Here is a 17,493-nt window from a genome sequence, read left to right as displayed (position 1 = left end):
AGATTGGAGGTGCGCTATGAGTCGCACCGAGATCAACACGGATGTCTGCGTCGTCGGCGGCGGCCCCGCCGGCCTGATGCTCGGCCTGCTGCTGGCCCGCGCCGGCGTCCGGGTGACGGTCCTCGAGAAGCACGCGGACTTCCTGCGCGACTTCCGCGGTGACACCGTCCACCCGTCCACGCTTGGGCTGATCGCGGAGCTGGGTCTCGCGCCGAAGGCGGAGGAGCTGCCGCACCGCAAGGTCCGCAACGTCACCATCACGTTCGCGGACGGCACCCGCCGGATCGCGGACTTCACCCGGCTCCGGGGCTGGCCGCCGTACCTGATGTTCGTCCCGCAGTGGGACTTCCTGGAGATGCTTGCCGCCGAGGCAGCCCGGCACGAGACGTTCACGCTGCTCCGCGAGACCGAGATGACGAGCCTGCTCCGCGACCCGGACGGCGTCGTGCGCGGCGTGCGGGCCGGCGAGCTCACGGTCAACGCCACGCTCACCGTCGCCTGCGACGGAAGATCATCGAGGGTACGCGGCGAGCTCGGCCTCACCCCCGTCGAGTTCGGCGCGCCGATGGACGTGCTGTGGTTCCGCCTGCCGCGCGCCGAGACCGACCCGGACGGCGTGCAGGGCCTGGTCGGCGCCGGGGGAGCGCTGATCTCGATCGACCGGGGGAGCTACTGGCAGATCGCGTACCTGATCCAGAAGGGCGCCTACGACACGGTCGTCGCGGAAGGGCTTGACGCGTTCCGTGCCCGGGTGACCGCGCTCTTCCCCGCGCTCGCCGACCGCGTCGACCAGATCACCTCGTTCGACGACGTCCGCATGCTCACCGTCCAGGTCGACCGGCTGCGCCGCTGGCACGTGCCAGGCGCGCTGCTGATCGGCGATGCCGCGCACGCGATGTCCCCGATCGGCGGCGTCGGCATCAACCTCGCGATCCAGGACGCGGTCGCCGCCGCCCGGCTGCTCGCGCCCGCGCTCACGGCCGGGCGGCTCACCGAGGCGGACCTGGCCGCGGTGCAGCGCCGCCGCATGCTGCCCACCCGCGTGGTGCAGCGCGTGCAGCGGATCGCGCAGCGCGGCATTGTCGCGCCGCTGCTGCGCACCGAGCGGCCTGTCAACGCGCCGCTGCCGTTCCGGGTGCTGGACCGGTTCCCGGTGCTGCAGGGCATCCCGGCCCGGGTGATCGGCGTCGGCGTCCGGCCCGAGCACGCCCCCACGCTCACCGCGCCGGACCGGTATTCTGCGCGGTCGTGAGACTGGACACTCTGGACCCCGACGCCCCGCTCGACGATCTGGAACCGCTGCGCGACGTGATCGGCGGCGCACGCGTGGTCGGGATCGGTGAGACCACGCACTTCGTGCGCGAATATCAGCTGCTGCGTCACCGGCTGCTGCGGTTCCTGGTCGAGCGGATGGGCTTCACGGCCTATGCGCAGGAGTCCGGCTTCAGCGAGGGCCTCGCGCTGGCGTCCTGGGTCGCCGGCGGGCCGGGCGACTTCCCGGCCGGCGGGCTTACCTACCGGTTCGGCAACGCGCCGGAGACCCGGGCCACGTTCGAGTGGATGCGGGCGTCCGGCGCGGTCCGGTACGCCGGGCTCGACCTCCCGGCCGGCCTCGCCTCGCTGCTGCCGGCGCTTGACCACCTGGAGGCCTACGCGGCGGAGGCGGACCCGGGCGCCCGCGACCTGATCACCGAGGCGCGTGCGTTCGCCGCGATCTGGGCGACGCCCCACACGATGACCGCGTTTGCGGCCTACGCGGCGATGAGCGCGGCGGACCGGGACCGGCAGACAGTGCTGCTCGCGGACCTCGCCGCCCGCTTCGACGCGCTCTATCCGCTGCACGTGCGGCGCGTGGGCCGGATCGCCCAGGCCACCGCGCGGCACGAGTTGCGCCTCGCCGTGCTACTTGACCAGCAGTTACGTGCCCAGGCCCGCGCCGCGACCGGGGACCTCGCGCAGCTTGTGGTAAACGCGCGGGACGCGGCGATGGCCGAGACCGCACGCCTGCTGCTGGCCCGCGGCGAGCGCCTGGTGATCGGCGCCGCGAACTCGCACCTGACCCGGGTCCCACTGCCAAGCATCGGCCTTGAGCTGCCCACACTCGGCAGCCATCTCGCGGCCGATCTGGGGGACGACCTCCTGGTGATCGCGCTGACAGCCGTGGGTGGCCGCACCACGGCGCGCCGGCCGGCACCGAGCGCGCCCGACGGCATCGAGGTGATCGGCGTCGATCTCGCACCTCCGGTCGAGGGCAGCATCGAGGCGCTGCTTGCCGACGACGTGCCGGTCATCGCCGATGTCCGCGATCTGAAAGCCGATCGCAGCCGCCTGATGGACACCTACCAGGAACTGGCGGTCGCGGAGTCGTACGACCTGGTCGCCTGCCTGCCGACGATCACCCCGACCACGCGCTGAGGCACGTCCCCAGTCGTACCCCCCGGGGTTGTGGCGTGGGGACTGTGGGGTTTCCCTGATTCGGGGGTGGGGGCTCCGGTGGTGTCCTTATCGGCATGAACACACAGACGCGAACGCCGGTCATCTTCCTCCACGGCCTCTGGCTCCACGCCACCTCCTGGAACTCCTGGATCGAGAAGTTCACCGCCGAGGGGTACGCGCCGATCGCGCCCGGCTGGCCCGGCGTCCCGGACACGGTGGCCGAGGCGCGGGAGAACCCGGAGAGCATCGCCGACCACGGGATCGACGACGTGGTGGCGCACTACGCGGAGATCATCCGCGGGCTTGAGGAGGCGCCGATCCTGGTCGGGCACTCGTTCGGCGGGATGATCGCGCAGAAGCTGCTCGGGCAGAACCTGGGGCGGGCGGCGGTGGCGATCGACGCGGCGCAGATCAAGGGTGTGCTGCCGTTGCCGCTGTCGGCGCTGCGGGCGACGTTGCCGGTGTTCCGGAACCCGGCGAACCGGCATCGCGCGGTGTCGCTTACTGCTGAGCAGTTCCGGTTCGCGTTCGGCAACGCGATCCCGCAGGCGGAGTCGGACGCGCTGTTCGACAGGTGGACGATCCCGGCGCCGGGTAAGCCGCTGTTCGAGGCGGCGGCCTCGAACGTCAGCCCGCACTCTCCGGCGAAGGTCGACACGGAGAACGGCTCGCGGGGGCCGCTGCTGCTGATGACCGGCGGACGCGACAACACCGTCCCGGAGGCGGTCGTCCGGGCGACGTTGAAGCAGTACCGGCACTCCGGCGCGGTCACGGACCTCACCGAGTTCCCCGGCCGGGGCCACTCGCTGACGATCGACAGCGGCTGGACCGAGGTCGCCGACACCGCGCTGACCTGGCTCCGCCGCCAGGGCCTCTGAACACCTCTCACCCGTACCGACGAAGGAGCTTGATCGTGGATCTCAACCTGTCCGGGAAGAGCGTGATCGTGACCGGCGCGAGCCGGGGCATCGGACTGGCAGTCACCACGCTCTGACCCGAACCCGGCCGCTCATCTCGGCGGTGCACCATCCGGCCGGTCCCCGCCCCTGGCGAGGACCGGCCGAGGCGTTCAGGTGGTCGGGGCCGGGTCGGCAGCGGGGGTGGCGGCCGGCGTGGCGTCCGCGAAGTAGTCCTCGCGGGAGGTGCTGTCCTCGCCCTCGACCACGTGCATGGACCGCAGGATCGGGGTGGCGATCGCCGCGACAAGCAGGTTGACCGCGACGGCGACCAGACCCACGTAGATCGTCTTCGTGGTGTCGAAGCCGAACTGGGACAGCGGGAACGCGGACCCGCCGAAGTGGGCACGGCCGGTGGCGGCGTTCGGGATCCGGTAGAGCATCCACATGCCGAGCCCCATGCCGGCCACCCAGCCGGCGATCAGCGCGCCGCGGTGCAGCCAGCGCGTGTAGAGGCCGAGCGCGACCGCGGGCAGCGTCTGCAGGATGATCACGCCGCCGATGAGCTGCAGGTCGATCGAGAACTGCGGGTCGAGGAAGACGATGCAGGCCACGGCGCCGACCTTGACCACGAGCGACGAGATCTTCGAGACGTTCGCCTCCTGGGCGGGGGTGGCGTCCTTGCGCAGGTACTCCTTGTAGATGTTGCGGGTGAACAGGTTCGCCGCGGCGATCGACATGATCGCGGCCGGGACCAGCGCGCCGATGCCGACCGCCGCGAACGCGACGCCCGCGAACCAGGCCGGGAACTGCTGGTCGAAGAGCAGCGGCACGACAGTGTTCGTGTCGAGCGTGCCCTCGCGCGCGCCGGGCAGCGGCTTCACGCCCGCGGCGATCGCCATGAATCCCAGTATCGCGATCAACCCCAGCAGCAGGCTGTACGCCGGGAGCGCGGACATGTTCCGTTTGATCACGCCCCGGTCGCGGCTGGCCAGCACGCCGGTGATCGAGTGCGGGTAGAGGAACAGCGCCATCGCGGAGCCGAGCGCAAGCGTGATGTACTGCAGCTGGTTGTTGGCGTTGAGCGTGATCCCGTCATTCGGCGCGGGCGAGGCCGCGAATTTCGCCTCCGCCGCGTCGAAGATGGACCCCCAGCCGCCCAGCTTGGACGGCAAGTAGAGCACCGCCACGATGATCACTATGTAGATCAGCGTGTCCTTGACGAACGCGATCAGCGCCGGCGCCCGCAGCCCGGACTGATACGTGTAGGCGGCCAGGATCGCGAACGCGATGATGATCGGCGTGTGCCGGGCCAGCGCGGAGTCACCTGTCACGCCCATCGTCTTCAGCACCGCCTCGATGCCGACAAGTTGCAGCGCGATGTAGGGCATGGTCGCCGCGATGCCGGTGATCGCGATCAGCAGCGCAAGCGTCGGCGAGGCGAACCGGGCGCGGACGAAGTCGGCAGGCGTGACGAACCCGTGCCGGTGCGACACCGACCAGAGCCGGACCAGCACCAGGAACACGAGCGGGTAGACGACGATGGTGTACGGCACCGCGAAGAACCCGGCCGCGCCCGCGCCGAACAGAAGCGCCGGCACCGCGACGAAGGTGTACGCCGTGTAGAGGTCACCGCCGACCAGGAACCAGGTGATCCACCCGCCGAAGTTGCGGCCGCCGAGGCCCCACTCGTCCAGGTGGTTGAGGTCCTTCGGCGCCCGCCACCGGGCCGCGACGAAGCCCATGCCGCTGACCAGCAGGAACAGCACGGCGAAGACGACGATCTGCACGATGTGGTCGCTCATCGCCGCGTCCCCCGCCCGGTCATCCGGTAAACGAGCGTGGTGGTGGAGACGCCGAGCACGATGAACGCCAGCTGCAGCCAGTAGAACATCGGGAATCCCAGCAGCCGCGGGTCGTCGTGGTTGAACAGCGGCGTGGTCAGCGGCACCACGATCGGGATGATCAGCAGCCAGTTCCACGGGCTGCGGTCGCTTGTCGCCTGGACCGGCGCGGTCGCCGCGGCCTCGGTGGGGGAGATGTCCGGATCTGGCGTCGGTGGCTCGGCCATGAATGTGCTACCTCCTGCAAATGGCGTGCGTCAGGAGGCGGCGGGGGCGCGCCGCCCTCCGGTGCAACGATCACTCTTGGGCGCGGGGAGACTACCCATCGGCAGAAGAGTGCTGGGAAGTGACGCAGTTCACATTTGCGGCAAGTGGTTGAGTGCCTGCGCCCGGCGGCCATAGATCGAGATCACGATCATCCGCTGGTACGCCGAACGCCCGCGCCCCGCAACGTCAGGGGCACGGGCGTCTCGTGGTGGATCAGGCCAGGTGGGCCGTGTCGTTCACGGTGCGGACCGCCACGTTGCCGTCCGGCCAGCTGTCCACGATGGAGATGCCGGCCGGCTCCAGGTAGAGCCGGTGCAGGAACGCGTCGGACGCGGCCAGCGCGTCCTGCAGCAGCAGCTTGATCGGCGAGACGTGGCTGACCACCGCGATCGTGGCGCCCTCGTGCGCGGCAAGCACCGCGGCCCTGGCCCCCCGGATCCGCTTCGCGACCGCCTTGAACGACTCGCCCCCGGGCGGCGCCACAGCGGTCGACTCAAGCCAGCGGCGCATCTCGTCCGGCCACCCCTCGCGTACCTCCGCGAAGGTCTTGCCCTCCCAGTCGCCGAAGTCGCACTCGATGAAGCCGGGTTCGACAAGCACCGGCACGTCACCTGCGGCGCGCGCGATTTCCGCGGCGGTCGCGGCGCACCGGGCCAGCGGCGAGGTGACCACGGCGGCCAGGTCAGGCGCGAGCGCGGCGATCCGGCGCGCGGCGGCCTCGGCCTGTTCCTGGCCGTGCGCGGAGAGCGGCACATCACCGCGGCCGGAGTAGCGCTTCTCCGCGGTCAGGGCGGTCTCGCCGTGCCGGACCAGGATCATCCGGGTCGCGGCCGCCATCGACGGCGGCGCCCAGGACCGAGGCGTGGCGACCGCGGCCGGCGCGGGGGCGGCAGTCATCGGCGACACGCCGCGCTCGCCGTCCATCGCCTTGTTCGCGAGCGCGTCCGCGGCCTTGTTCTGCTCGCGCGGGATCCAGGCGAACCGGACCGCGTCGAACGTGTCGACAAGCCGGGCGGCCGCGGCGGCGAGCGGGCGCAACCCCGGGTTCTTGATCTGCCAGCGGCCGGACATCTGCTCGACCACCAGCTTGGAGTCCATCCGCACGTCGACCTCGGTTGCGCCGAGCTCGCCGGCCGCCTCCAGCCCGGCAATCAGACCCGAGTACTCCGCGACGTTGTTTGTGGCGACGCCGACCGAGTCGAACCGCTCCGCCAGGACCTGGCCGGTGGCGGCCTCGAAGACCACCGCGCCGTACCCGGCCGGGCCGGGGTTGCCCCGCGACCCGCCGTCCGCCTCGACGATGACGCGCAGGCTCACAGGCCGGACTCCGCGGTCCGCACCATGATCCGGCCGCACTCCTCACAGCGCACCACGTCGTCGGCCGGGGCGCCCTTCACCCGGTGCAGCTCCTGGCCGTACAGCTCCAGGCGGCAGCCGCCGCAGCGACCGGCCCGGAACAGCGCGGCGCCGAGCCCGGCGTTCGCCTCGCGGAGCCTGTCGTAGAGCGCGACCAGGTCACCGGGGAGGTCCGAGGCGAGCGGCGTGCGCGCCTTCGCCTTGAACTCCTCCTCCTTGGCGATGTTCGCCAGCGCCTCCTCGCGGCGGGCCTCGGCCGCGGCCCGGGCCTCCCGCGCGGTGACCTGGCGGCCGGCGATCTCGTCGAGCGCTGCCTGGGCGGTCTCCCGCTGCTCCATCAGCTCCAGTTCCTGATCCTCCAGCTCGCTCTGCCGGCGGGTCAGGCTGGCCACCTCGTGCTGCAGTGCCTCCAGCTCGCGGGCCGGGCCGGTGCCGGCGGCCAGGCGGTCGTCGTCCTTCCGGCGGCGGATCCGGACCTGGTCGATGTCCTTCTCCAGGCGGGCGATGTCCCGGTCGAGGTCGTCCACCGTGACCTGGGCGCGCACCCGCTCGTCCTCAAGCGCGGAGAGGCTGCGGGCCAGCGAGTCGAGCTCGGCGAACTCCGGAAGCGTCTTCCGCCGGTGTGCGAGCTGGGCCAGGGAGGTGTCGATAGCCTGCAGATCAAGCAGACGGCGTTGGGCTTGCGGCGCGGCCTTCACGACGAGGGCTCCTTCTTCTGTTCAGTTGAGAGCGGGGACGCCGCGTGCAGCGTCCAGGGGTCGGTGTCCAGGTCTGAGACGATCACCTCGACCGGATGCTCAGCGCGCAACCAGGCTGCCACGTCGTCGCACCAGGGGCGTTCGGTGGCCCAGTGCGCCGCATCGAGCAACGAGGGGCCGCCGGCGGCGAGGTGATCACTGGCGACATGGTGCCGGAGGTCGGCGGTCAAGTATGCATCGGCGCCGGACGCGGTCGCCCGCGCCAGGAAGGAGTCGCCGGAACCACCACAGACCGCGAGGGTACGGATGATCCGCTCCGGATCGCCCGCGGAGCGTACCCCCCAGGCTGTCTTCGGCAGTTGATCTGCTGCTTTCCTGGTCAGCTCCGCGAGTGTGAGCGGCACCGGGAGCGTGCCCACCCGGCCGAGGCCGAGCGCCGGGTCGTCCGGGCGCGGCGCGAGCGGGCGCAGATCCGCCAGGTCGAAGAGCGCGGCAAGCGCGTCCGACACGCCGGGATTCGCCGCGTCCGCGTTGGTGTGCGCGGTGAACAGGGCGACCCCGCCCTTGATCAGACGGTGCACCAGGCGGCCGCCGGGCGTGGTCGGCGCGACAGACGTCACGCCCTTGAACAGCAGCGGGTGATGCGCCACGATCAGGTCCGCGCCGACGTCGAACGCCTCGGCGACCGTCTCGTCCACCACGTCGACCACGCAGAGGACACGGCGCACGGCCGCGTCCGGGTCGCCGAGAACCAGCCCGATGTGGTCCCACTGCTCCGCCAGGGCCGGCCGGTAGCGTGCCTCGAGGGCGGCCACCAGCCGGCCTACTGTCGTTTCCGATGTCACGGCGAAGACTCTATCGGCCCCGCCTCAGGCCAGGCGGCCGTCCGTGGGGAGCCGCACGCGCAGCACCTCGAGCGTCAGCGCCCAGGGGAACCGGTCGACGTGGCGGTCGCCGGTGCCGGGCGGGTGCAGCTCCACGACGTCGTCGCCGAAGAGCACGCTGACGCCCCACGAGCGCAGCCGGCCGATGTTCTCCAGGAAGGCCGGGTGCGCGGCCATCGCGGAGTTCGTGTACGGCATGGCGACGATCGGCAGGCCCTTGCCGTGGGCCTCCACGAGCAGCCCGAGCGCGAGCGTGTCGGCGATGCCGGCCGCCCACTTGTTGACCGTGTTGACAGTGGCCGGCGCGACGATGATCGCGTCCGGCGCCGGCAGCACGTCCGAATCGCCCGGATTCTTGTAGGTGGTGCGGACCGGGTGACCGGACTGCGTGGCAAGCGCCGCCTCGTCGACGAATTTGTGCCCGTCCGGCGTCGTGATGACGCAGACGTCCCAGCCGTCGGCCCGTGCCAGATCCACCAGGACGCCCACCTTGGCGGCGACCGGGGACCCGCAGGCCACGACGTAGAGCACGCGCCGTGGACCGCCGCCGATCATGGTCGGTAAACCTTCATACGCCCACTCCCATGTGCTCAGCCAACTCGGCGATGGCCGGCGGTGGCGTACCGCGTGTGCGACGGAGCACATCCGAGATGACCGCGTGCGCGATCGGCCGGCAGCGGATCTCCGACGGGGCGAGCCGGTCACCCTCGAGAAGCATCTCGCCCGCCCGCTCCATCTCGCCCATCTGCGAGTATCCGCGGGCGAGGTCGAGGTAGTGATGGGCCCGGCGCTCCGGCAGCAGCGAGTCCAGGCCGCCGGTCTCGGCGATCCGGTCGTGCGTCTCGATCGCCAGCCGGCCGTCGCCCAGCTCGACAAGCGCGGCCGCGCGGTGCAGTTGCACGTTCGTGGGGCCGAACGAGGTCCAGTAGTGGTTCGCGTCGCCGCCGACGTGCTCGGCGACGCGGGTGGCCTCGTTCATCAGATCGTGGACGGTGGCGGTGTCGCCGAGCCGGGCTGCCGCCATGCCGCCCTGGAGCAGCAGCATGCCGTACACGCTGAGGCGCTCGGGCGTGCTGTCGGTGTCACCCGCCGGGGCGATCTGGTTGGCGACGTTCACGTGGATCTCCAGCGCGGGGCGGGCCCGGCCGAGCGCCAGCAGCGAGCTGCCGACCCGGTACGTGGCGACGCCGGCCAGCAGCGGGTCCTCGGCGCGCTGGCAGACCGCGATGGACCGGTCCGCGGCCAGCCAGGACAGCTCGTGCTCGCCAAGTTTGCGAAGCGTGGACGAGGCGATCTGGTACACCTGCCCGAGCAGGTGGGCGGCCTCGGGGCGCTCCGGGTCCGGTGTGGACGTGTCGAGCGCCTGTCCGTCGCGCAGCAGCTTCGGCAGCGCGCGGGCCAGCACGCCGTACTTCGCGTGCTGGAACGTCAGCCAGGCGTGGCTCACCGCCTTGCGCATCTCCGGCAACGGCGGCGCCTGCGGTGTGGCCGCGAAGAACGCGCTGATCTGGTTGTACCGCTCCAGCGCGGAGCGGATCTCCTCCACTTCGACCTGGTCGATGCAGTTCACCGTGTCCGGCCGGCGTTCCGGATCCTTGCCGAGCAGCAGCTGCACGTCGACCTGCAGCACGTCGGCGATCTCGTAGATCACGGAGAACTTGTCGAGTCGGCGTACGCCGCGCTCGACCTTGTCCACCCAGCTCTTCGACTTGCCCAGCCGGTCCGCGAAGACCTGCTGAGACATCTTGCGTCGGCCCCTCCAGTACGCCACTCGGCGTCCGATCGGCAGCTCGTCCACTGGTCCTCCCCTTGCTCACCGTGCTCGATATGGCGGCACCCCGAGCGGAGAAACACGTCTTTGAATTTCCGGTGCCGGTGGGGGTCTTTGGGACGGTCGCACAGCGAGTGTGCTCGCCGGGCTTCCGCCGTTCGTAACTTCATATGCAAGTTGCAACCGGTACGACACTCGATAACGACCACGAGTGCGGCGGGTGACGGCTTGATCACCCGAGAATGTGGATGTCGCCGACCTGGGGGGTTTCTAACGATGCGGTGGAGCGCCCGACCGCCATTCGTTTCGACGAGCTTGTCCGCAATGTCCGGCCTGTTGAAGCGACCGCGCCTGCGCCGGACCGCGCTTCGGTACGCCGATCACGACTGGCCGGTGCTGCCCGGCGCGGCCCTGACCGGCTCCCGGTTCGTCTGCGGCCGGGCCGGATGCCCGACGACGACCTGTCACCCGGCGCTGGAGGCCTGGGAGCGGGAGGCCACTGTCGACCTGGACCGGGTCGCCGCGTGGTGGCAGTCCCGGCCGTACTCGGTGCTGCTTGCCACCGGCCGCACCTTCGACGTACTCGAGGTGCCGGCCCACCTTGGCCTGCGTGTGCTCGGGGCGGCACGCCTGCTGGCCGGCGTGGTCGGCCCGGGGCGAGGGCAGGTGCGCGGCCCGGTCGCGGTCACCCCGACCGGGAGGTGGATGCTGCTCGTCGCGCCAGGTGATCCGCTCCGGCCCGAGCTGGACGAGTGCCTTGACGTGGTCCGGCACGGTCCAGGCTCGTGGATCCCCGCCCCGCCGACCCGGATGCCCGAAGGGCCGGTGCGCTGGGCGGTGACGCCGGAGGAGGTGCAGTGGCGGCTGCCCGACTCGTACGCCGTCCAGGCCATGCTCGTCGACGCGCTCGGGCTCTACGGGCGGCACGCCGACCCCCGGCCGTTACTGCCCCGGCAGCCGACGGGGGCGCGGTACGCGGCTTGAACTCCCATGTCACCGCCTTTCCAGGCGCACGTTCATGATCCAAACGGGTCAAACCGGTACGAGTAGCTGTCAACGTAACGGGCAGGCATGAAGGGGTCGACCCCCCGAACGGCCGACTGGCAGGTGGAAACTTCCACCAGGGAAGTTGCAAGCGGGTTGCCCCGGTTGCAAAACCGACCCCCCCATTGATTCCCAGCCCCCGCGTCCTCATCTTTGTGTGAGCGGTCAGTAACTGACTGTGTTCACACGGTGACGGGAGGGCGAGCATGCGACTCGTTCGCAAACCGGCCCCGCATGCCGACCGGCAGGCGGGGCCGTCGCACGCTCGGCGACCCGAGTCGCCCCCGAGTGACAACCTGACGATTCGTCAAGCTCTCGGCGACGAGGCCGAAGAGCAGGGTGCCACCGCGACGTGGCCGCCGCTACCGCGTCCTCAGCCGACGCGTACCGGTGCGGGGGAAACACAACGGGGGATCACGTACATGAAGCAGATCAGCTTCCGTAAGTCCGGCGAGGAGTTTGCGCCGACGCCGGCCGAGCAGACCGCACCCGCGGACTTCACGGTTCTGGCCAACTCGGTCGTGCGTACGCTGCGTAAGCTCACCGACCTGGACGCCTGGATGGTCGCTCGGGTCGTCGACAAGGAGCAGGTGCTGCTCGCGGCGGACGCGGACGGCCTGCCCATCGCACCCGGCTTCCACCAGGCGTGGGACGAGTCGGTCTGCGGTCTGCTGCTCGGCGGCGGCGCCACGATGCCGCTCGTCGTCAACGACCTCACCACCCTCCCCGGCTACCAGCACTCGATCGCGGACCGCTTGAAGATCGGCTTCTACGCCGGCGCCCCCATGTACGACCGGGACGGCACCCTGATCGGCACGCTCTGCGGCCTGGACCGTACGCCGCACGCGGTCGAGATGCCCGCGCTCGCCGACCTGGTCGCCGTGCAGGCGGCCATGCTCGCCAAGCTGCTCGACGCGGAGCTGCTCAACGCGAAGCACAGGCGTCAGATCGACGGCGAGCTGCTCGGCGTGCACCGCGACGCCCCCACCGGCCTGCCGGACCGCGTCGCCTGGGGCGGCCTGCTCGCCGAACAGGAGGCAGTCGTCCGCCGGTACGGCACCCCCGCCGGCGTCATCGTCATCGGCATCGACGCGGTCGTCACCGCCGGCGCGCTCCGCCGCATCACCAAGGCGCTTCGCGACGAGGGCCGCGCCACCAACGACGCCATCGCGGTACGCCTGGACGGCCGGCACTTCGCGCTGCTCACGCTTGACCGCACCCGCCGTGAGGTCTCCGGCACCGCCACCCGCCTGGAGCGCAGGCTCAACGACCTCAAGGTCCACCCGCGGGTGGGCTGGGCGATGCGCGGTGAGGCCGAGGACCTGCAGGAGACCTGGCGTCTTGCGGACAAGCGCAAGTTCGAGCGCCACCGCGACAGCATGCACGTGGGGGGTTGAGATGACCACGATTGACCTCTCCCGTCCGGGCTCGCACCGCCGCGAGGCCTCGTCGGCGCAGATCGGCCCGTTCCGCATCGCGCTCGCGGTCGCCGCGGTTCTCGCCATCGCGGCGCTGATCTACTGGGACGACGAGCTGCGGCACACCGAGGCCTGCATGTCGGCCTGGCTGGCCCGGCGCAACGGCCTCACGGACGCGACCTGCACCGGCTCGACAGTGCTGTTCATGATCGGTGAATTCCAGAGCGGCGTGACCATCACGCTCGGCTGCACCGTGACGTTCCTGGCCATCCCGTTCCTGCTCGCCACGTCCGGCCTCTTCGTGATCCACCGGGTCTCGCTGATCAAGTCGTTCCTGGCGCTGATCTCCGCGATCACCTTCATCATGATCTGCAATCACCTGCGGCTGCTCTCCATCGAGGTGGCGATGCGGATCTGGGGTGCCGCGGACGGCTACTCCGCGACGCACATCCTGGTCGGCACGCTGATCTCCACGCTCGGAGTCATCGGCGGCGGCCTCGCATACCTCTACGTCCTGCTCTACGGCGACAAGCCCCAGGGAGCCCGCAATGATGGATAGCTCGAACTGGCTTCTGGCCCTGCTCAACACCGGCGCGTTCCTGCTCTGCGTCGGCTTCCTGGTCTACGTCATCGTGATCATGCGGCCGTACCTGAGCATCAAGGAGCTGCCGCCGGGCGACTCCACCGACAACGACTGGCACCTGATCGTGCCGGCGCTCAACGAGGAGGAGGTCATCGGTGGCACGGTCCTGCACCTGAGCACCACCTTCCCGCAGGCACACATCTGGGTCATCGACGACGGCTCCGACGACGCCACCGGCCGGATCCTGGCCGAGCTCGCGCCCCGGCTGCCGAAGCTGCACGTCATCTCGCGGGTCGCGCCCGATGCGCGTACCGGCAAGGGTGATGTGCTGAACCTGGGCTGGTCCTCGATCGACGAGTGGGTCACCCGGTTCGGCGGCGACAAGAAGCGCACGATCGTCGGCGTCGTCGATGCTGACGGCCGGCTCGACCCGCACGCGTTCGACATCATCTCCGGCGAGGAGATGTTCGCCGACGCGTCGGTCGGCGCGGTCCAGGTGCTGGTCCGGGTGGTCGAGGACGTCGAGGCGTTCGTCAGCACGGACGTGCAGACGCTTGCGTCCCGCAGCGCGCTGCCGGCCCCCGGCGACGCGTCCATCCTGGTCCAGCTGCAGGACATGGAGTTCACCGGCCCGATCGCGGCCATGCAGGGCCTGCGCCGCAAGACCGGCAGCGTCGGCATGGGCGGCAACGGCCAGTTCACCCGGCTCTCCGTGCTCAACGAGATCTCCAAGAAGTTCGGCACGCCGTGGCACGGCGCGCTGCTCGAGGACTTCGAGCTCGGCCTGCACGTGCTGCTGATGGGCTACCGCACCGAGTACTGCCACCACACGTTCGTGGCCCAGGCCGGACTCGACAGGCTGCGCCCGCTGGTCCGCCAGCGCAGCCGCTGGTCGCAGGGCGGCATCCAGTGCCTCAAGTACCTCTGGGCCGTCATGCAGTCCCGCAACGTGTCGCTCTCCGGCGCGCTGGAGATCGCCTACTACCTGTACGTCCCGTGGTCCCAGCTGTCCGGCAGCATCATCTTCCCGGCCGCGATCGGCATCGACCTCTGGTACGCGCTCAACACCGGCGGCGGCGCCGGCCAGTGGTGGGTGACAGGTGCCTGGGGCGTCGTCCCGCTCGCCCTGCTCTTCGGCGTGTTCCCGCACGCGGTGTGGGGCCTGCTCTACCGCACCCGCTGCGGCAACATGATCACCCGCCGCCGCGCGCTAGCGCTTGCCATGGGCAACCTCCTCTACGGCTACCTGCTTCAGGTCGCCGTCTGGTGGGCGCTCATCCGGATCATCCGCGGCAAGACCGACTGGAAGAAGACCCAGCACCCGGGCACCCGGGTCGGCATGGCGCTCGCCAAGGCGCAGACGCCCGCCGAATGGACGGCCGAGATCGAGACCGCCCAGCAGTACCGCAACCACCACTCCCCGTCCACGCTGACCGGCGTCTGAAAGGCATGATGATGAAGCTTCGACGGAATACCGCGCGTAATACCGCGCTCGCCGCCGGCGTCTGCCTCGCGACGATCTTCGGTGCGGCGAGCCCGGCCATGGCGGACACCTCCAACGCGTACGCCCAGGCCCTGAACACCACACTGGTGGGCGGTGCGATCGGCGCGCACACCAACCCGAGCCAGGTCGCGAACGACGGTACCCAGCCGACGCAGACCTCCACGCCGGGCAGCCCCGCGCTGGTGGGCGGGCAGAGCATCCTGAAGGCCGGCGTCCTCGTGCAGCAGGCGACCGCGTGGGCCGGGGGCCGGGACGCGGCCTGCGCAGGCGTGGCGGGCAACGGCGGCGCGGTCGCCATCGGCAACGACGGCACCTGCACGGTCTCCGGCAGCGGCGGCGTCTCGCTCGAACTGCTCAACGTCGCCGGGCTGGGCACCGTCACGCTCAAGGCGGACGCCATCACCAGCGACTGCTACGCCACGTCGCTCGGTGACCTGCGGGCGAATTCCACGCTCGCGAACCTGCGCCTGGAGACCAAGACCACGCCCCTGATCGGCGTCGGCACCACGACGACCACAAGCCTGGCCGGGCAGACCGGCCCGAACACCGGCGTCAACGTCGGCGGCCTGCTCGGACTCGGCAACATCGCCACCCTCATGATCAACGAGCAGCACACCGACGCGGCCAACAACAGCGCCAGCGCCACCGCGCTGCGGATCGGCCTGCTCGGCGCCGTCGGCGTCCTCAGCTCCACTGTCGAGGTCGGCAACGTCAAGTGCGGCGAGACCCGCTACACGCCGGCCCTGCCGGTCCACGGCATCCCGATCGCCGGCGGCCTGATCGCCGTCGCCATGTGGTTCGGCCGCCACCGCATCAAGTCCCTCGCGAACTCGCTGCGCGGTGCCCGATGACCTCGGTGGCAGTCGTCTTCGGCACCCGCCCGGAGATCATCAAACTCGGGCCTGTCATCGCCGCGCTCGGCCCGGCCGCCCGCCCCGTCTTCACCGGCCAGCACTACGACGCGGCGCTGATCGCCACGTTCCTTGAGGTCGCCGGCGTGCCGGACCTGACCCCCGCGCTGCCCGGCATCGGCGGCGCCGGCCGCGCCGGCCAGGTCGCACTCATGATCACCGGCCTGACCGCGCTCTGGCAGGAGTCACGACCGGACGCCGTCATCGTGCAGGGCGACACCAACACGGCCAACGCGGCCGCGCAGGCCGCCCACTACCTGGGCATCCCCGTCGTACACGTGGAGGCCGGGCTGCGCAGCTTCGACCGCAACATGCCCGAGGAGATCAACCGCCTGGTGATCTCCGCGGTCGCGGACGTGCACTGCGCCGCCACCGAGGAGAACGCGGCGTTCCTGCTGGCCGCCGGAACACCGTCCGAGGCCGTACACATCACCGGCAACCCGATCGTGGAGGCCACCCGCGCGATGCTCCCCACCGAGCTCGAGCGGCGCCGCGTCCTCGCCGAGACCGGCGTGGGCAGCGCGGACTTCGTGCTCGCCACCATCCACCGCCCGGAGAACGCCGACGACCCGGCACGGCTCGCGCTCATCCTGTCCCAACTGGCGCGCCTCGGCCGCCCGGTCCTCCTGCCCCTGCACCCCAGAACCCGGCAGACCATCAGCAGGTACGACGTCCAGGTCCCCTCCCGGATCACAGTCATCGACCCGCTCGACCACGGCCGCTTCCTGGCCCTGGCCTGCTCCGCCACCCTGATCGTCTCCGACTCCGGCGGCGTACAGGAAGAGGTCACAGTGATCGGCAAGCCGCTCGTCGTGGTCCGCAACAGCACCGAACGCCCCGAGGCCATGCGCGCCGGCTTCGCCCTGCTCGCCCAGCCGTCCGAGATCCTGGAGGCCGCCCACCGGCTGCTCGACCCCGCCCACCTCACCCGCCTGGCCACCACCCCGTCCCCCTTCGGTGATGGTCACGCCGCCACCCGCATCGCAGAACTGACCCTCGCCGCGATCAGCCCCTCGGCGCAGGAGCCCCCCGCTCCGGCCCTCCTGCGGGCCGCCTGAGCATCACCCCCGGTAGAGAACCCCCCAAGGCTGGCTGGGCCTTGGGGGGTTCTCGCATGCGCGGACCGTCCGCCGGCGTCTGTTCAGCCGGTGAGCCTCAGGGAACGCTTGCGACCTTCGGCAGGTAGCGGAGGAGGACCACATCGCCGACGGCGCGCACCTCGGCGAGACGCATGCGCCTACCCGCGCCTCCGGGGTAGTCCGCCGGATTGAGGAAGCGCGGGGCGTCCGCATCGCCGACGACAAGCGGGGCGACGGCCAGGTGGATCTCGTCGGCCAGCCCCTGCGACAGGAAGCTCGTGTGGATGCGGGAGCCGCCCTCGACCATCAGACGCTCAACGCCGCGCGCACCCAGATCATCGAGGACCCGCCCGAGATCGATCTCCGGCCCGGTGGAGACGACGTCCGCGAGACCGGCGAGCTGAGCGCGCAGCCTCCCCAGCGACGCGTCAGTGGTGTAGGCGACCTTGTCACCGCCGTGATGCCAGAACCTGAGATCGCGGTCGAGATCGCCCCCGGCCGAGACCGTCACCTTCAATGGGTACGCGGGCTTTCCCGCGGCCACCCTGACCGCCCGGCGCTTCTCGCTGTTGACAAGCAGCCGCGGGTTGTCGGCGCGCATGGTGCCGGCACCGATCAGGATGGCGTCCGACTCGGCGCGCACCTGGTCGACCCGGTCGAAATCCTCGCTGTTACTGAGGAGCAGCCGGTCCGGACCGGCATCGTCGATGTGACCGTCGATGGAGACGGCCACGCTGAGCAGCACGTGAGGGCGAGGCATGAGGGTCCTTCGTGGTTCGGTTCAGGCGATTATGGAACCCGG

Annotated in this window: 17 protein-coding genes; 9 read left to right on the top strand and 8 right to left on the bottom strand. The window is 70.8% G+C overall.

All coding sequences use genetic code 11. From position 1 onward, the window contains the following. Nucleotides 1-31: 31 nt before the first annotated feature. From ACIA8K_RS02815 to ACIA8K_RS02805, 3 genes are all read left to right on the top strand, one after another. Nucleotides 32-1,252, top strand: a complete 1,221-nt coding sequence (locus tag ACIA8K_RS02815) for an FAD-dependent oxidoreductase (RefSeq protein ID WP_396054500.1) — start codon at nucleotides 32-34, stop codon at nucleotides 1,250-1,252. Further along, the gene (locus ACIA8K_RS02810) at nucleotides 1,249-2,415 is read left to right on the top strand and encodes an erythromycin esterase family protein (protein ID WP_396054212.1); all 1,167 of its coding nucleotides are present in this window, start codon (nucleotides 1,249-1,251) and stop codon (nucleotides 2,413-2,415) included. Before ACIA8K_RS02815 ends, ACIA8K_RS02810 begins: the two co-directional genes overlap by 4 nt. Before the next feature lie 95 nt (nucleotides 2,416-2,510). Then, on the top strand, nucleotides 2,511-3,314 hold the full coding sequence (locus ACIA8K_RS02805; RefSeq protein WP_396054210.1) for an alpha/beta hydrolase: 804 nt from the start codon (nucleotides 2,511-2,513) through the stop codon (nucleotides 3,312-3,314). A gap of 191 nt (nucleotides 3,315-3,505) precedes the next feature. Here ACIA8K_RS02805 and mctP read toward each other — a convergent pair whose 3' ends face one another. From mctP to ACIA8K_RS02770, 7 genes are all read right to left on the bottom strand, one after another. Further along, nucleotides 3,506-5,137, bottom strand: a complete 1,632-nt coding sequence (gene mctP, locus ACIA8K_RS02800) for a monocarboxylate uptake permease MctP (RefSeq protein ID WP_396054208.1) — start codon at nucleotides 5,135-5,137, stop codon at nucleotides 3,506-3,508. After that, nucleotides 5,134-5,403 (bottom strand): DUF3311 domain-containing protein, encoded by a 270-nt coding sequence (locus tag ACIA8K_RS02795; RefSeq protein WP_396054206.1) that lies wholly within the window; start codon nucleotides 5,401-5,403, stop codon nucleotides 5,134-5,136. Before ACIA8K_RS02795 ends, mctP begins: the two co-directional genes overlap by 4 nt. Before the next feature lie 253 nt (nucleotides 5,404-5,656). Next, nucleotides 5,657-6,760: a bifunctional RNase H/acid phosphatase gene (locus tag ACIA8K_RS02790; protein ID WP_396054204.1), complete on the bottom strand. Its 1,104-nt coding sequence runs from the start codon at nucleotides 6,758-6,760 to the stop codon at nucleotides 5,657-5,659. Next, a complete protein-coding gene (locus ACIA8K_RS02785; protein ID WP_396054202.1) occupies nucleotides 6,757-7,497 on the bottom strand; it encodes a zinc ribbon domain-containing protein in 741 nt (246 codons plus the stop codon). The genes ACIA8K_RS02790 and ACIA8K_RS02785 overlap by 4 nt, the downstream gene beginning before the upstream one ends. Next, nucleotides 7,494-8,315, bottom strand: coding sequence for a Nif3-like dinuclear metal center hexameric protein (locus tag ACIA8K_RS02780; protein WP_396054498.1), 822 nt, complete (start codon nucleotides 8,313-8,315; stop codon nucleotides 7,494-7,496). Before ACIA8K_RS02780 ends, ACIA8K_RS02785 begins: the two co-directional genes overlap by 4 nt. A 51-nt stretch (nucleotides 8,316-8,366) precedes the next feature. Further along, a complete protein-coding gene (locus ACIA8K_RS02775; protein WP_396054200.1) occupies nucleotides 8,367-8,936 on the bottom strand; it encodes a flavoprotein in 570 nt (189 codons plus the stop codon). Between the two features lie 13 nt (nucleotides 8,937-8,949). Continuing rightward, nucleotides 8,950-10,179: a helix-turn-helix domain-containing protein gene (locus ACIA8K_RS02770; RefSeq protein ID WP_396054198.1), complete on the bottom strand. Its 1,230-nt coding sequence runs from the start codon at nucleotides 10,177-10,179 to the stop codon at nucleotides 8,950-8,952. Nucleotides 10,180-10,476: 297 nt separating this feature from the next. Between ACIA8K_RS02770 and ACIA8K_RS02765 the strand changes: the two genes are divergently transcribed. The 6 genes from ACIA8K_RS02765 (at nucleotide 10,477) to wecB (ending at nucleotide 16,670) form a co-directional block, all read left to right on the top strand. Then, the gene (locus ACIA8K_RS02765) at nucleotides 10,477-11,136 is read left to right on the top strand and encodes a bifunctional DNA primase/polymerase (RefSeq protein ID WP_396054196.1); all 660 of its coding nucleotides are present in this window, start codon (nucleotides 10,477-10,479) and stop codon (nucleotides 11,134-11,136) included. Between the two features lie 482 nt (nucleotides 11,137-11,618). Next, nucleotides 11,619-12,593 (top strand): GAF domain-containing protein, encoded by a 975-nt coding sequence (locus ACIA8K_RS02760; RefSeq protein ID WP_396054194.1) that lies wholly within the window; start codon nucleotides 11,619-11,621, stop codon nucleotides 12,591-12,593. 1 nt (nucleotide 12,594) lies between these two features. Further along, a complete protein-coding gene (locus ACIA8K_RS02755; RefSeq protein WP_396054192.1) occupies nucleotides 12,595-13,173 on the top strand; it encodes a hypothetical protein in 579 nt (192 codons plus the stop codon). Further along, nucleotides 13,163-14,641 carry a glycosyltransferase family 2 protein gene (locus ACIA8K_RS02750; protein WP_396054190.1) on the top strand — a complete coding sequence of 493 codons (1,479 nt, stop codon included), beginning with the start codon at nucleotides 13,163-13,165 and terminating at the stop codon, nucleotides 14,639-14,641. Before ACIA8K_RS02755 ends, ACIA8K_RS02750 begins: the two co-directional genes overlap by 11 nt. An 11-nt stretch (nucleotides 14,642-14,652) precedes the next feature. After that, on the top strand, nucleotides 14,653-15,552 hold the full coding sequence (locus ACIA8K_RS02745; RefSeq protein WP_396054188.1) for a hypothetical protein: 900 nt from the start codon (nucleotides 14,653-14,655) through the stop codon (nucleotides 15,550-15,552). Further along, nucleotides 15,549-16,670 (top strand): non-hydrolyzing UDP-N-acetylglucosamine 2-epimerase, encoded by a 1,122-nt coding sequence (gene wecB, locus ACIA8K_RS02740; protein WP_396054186.1) that lies wholly within the window; start codon nucleotides 15,549-15,551, stop codon nucleotides 16,668-16,670. The genes ACIA8K_RS02745 and wecB overlap by 4 nt, the downstream gene beginning before the upstream one ends. 97 nt (nucleotides 16,671-16,767) lie before the next feature. Here the strand turns inward: wecB and ACIA8K_RS02735 are convergent, their stop codons facing one another. Further along, a complete protein-coding gene (locus ACIA8K_RS02735) occupies nucleotides 16,768-17,451 on the bottom strand; it encodes a RibD family protein (RefSeq protein ID WP_396054184.1) in 684 nt (227 codons plus the stop codon). Nucleotides 17,452-17,493: the final 42 nt, after the last annotated feature.

The sequence above is a fragment of the Catenuloplanes sp. NPDC051500 genome (assembly GCF_044454585.1).
In the GTDB taxonomy this organism is placed as follows: domain Bacteria; phylum Actinomycetota; class Actinomycetes; order Mycobacteriales; family Micromonosporaceae; genus Catenuloplanes.
The sequence above is the reverse complement of the archived record's forward strand: the minus strand, read 5'-3'. Positions and strand labels throughout refer to the sequence as shown.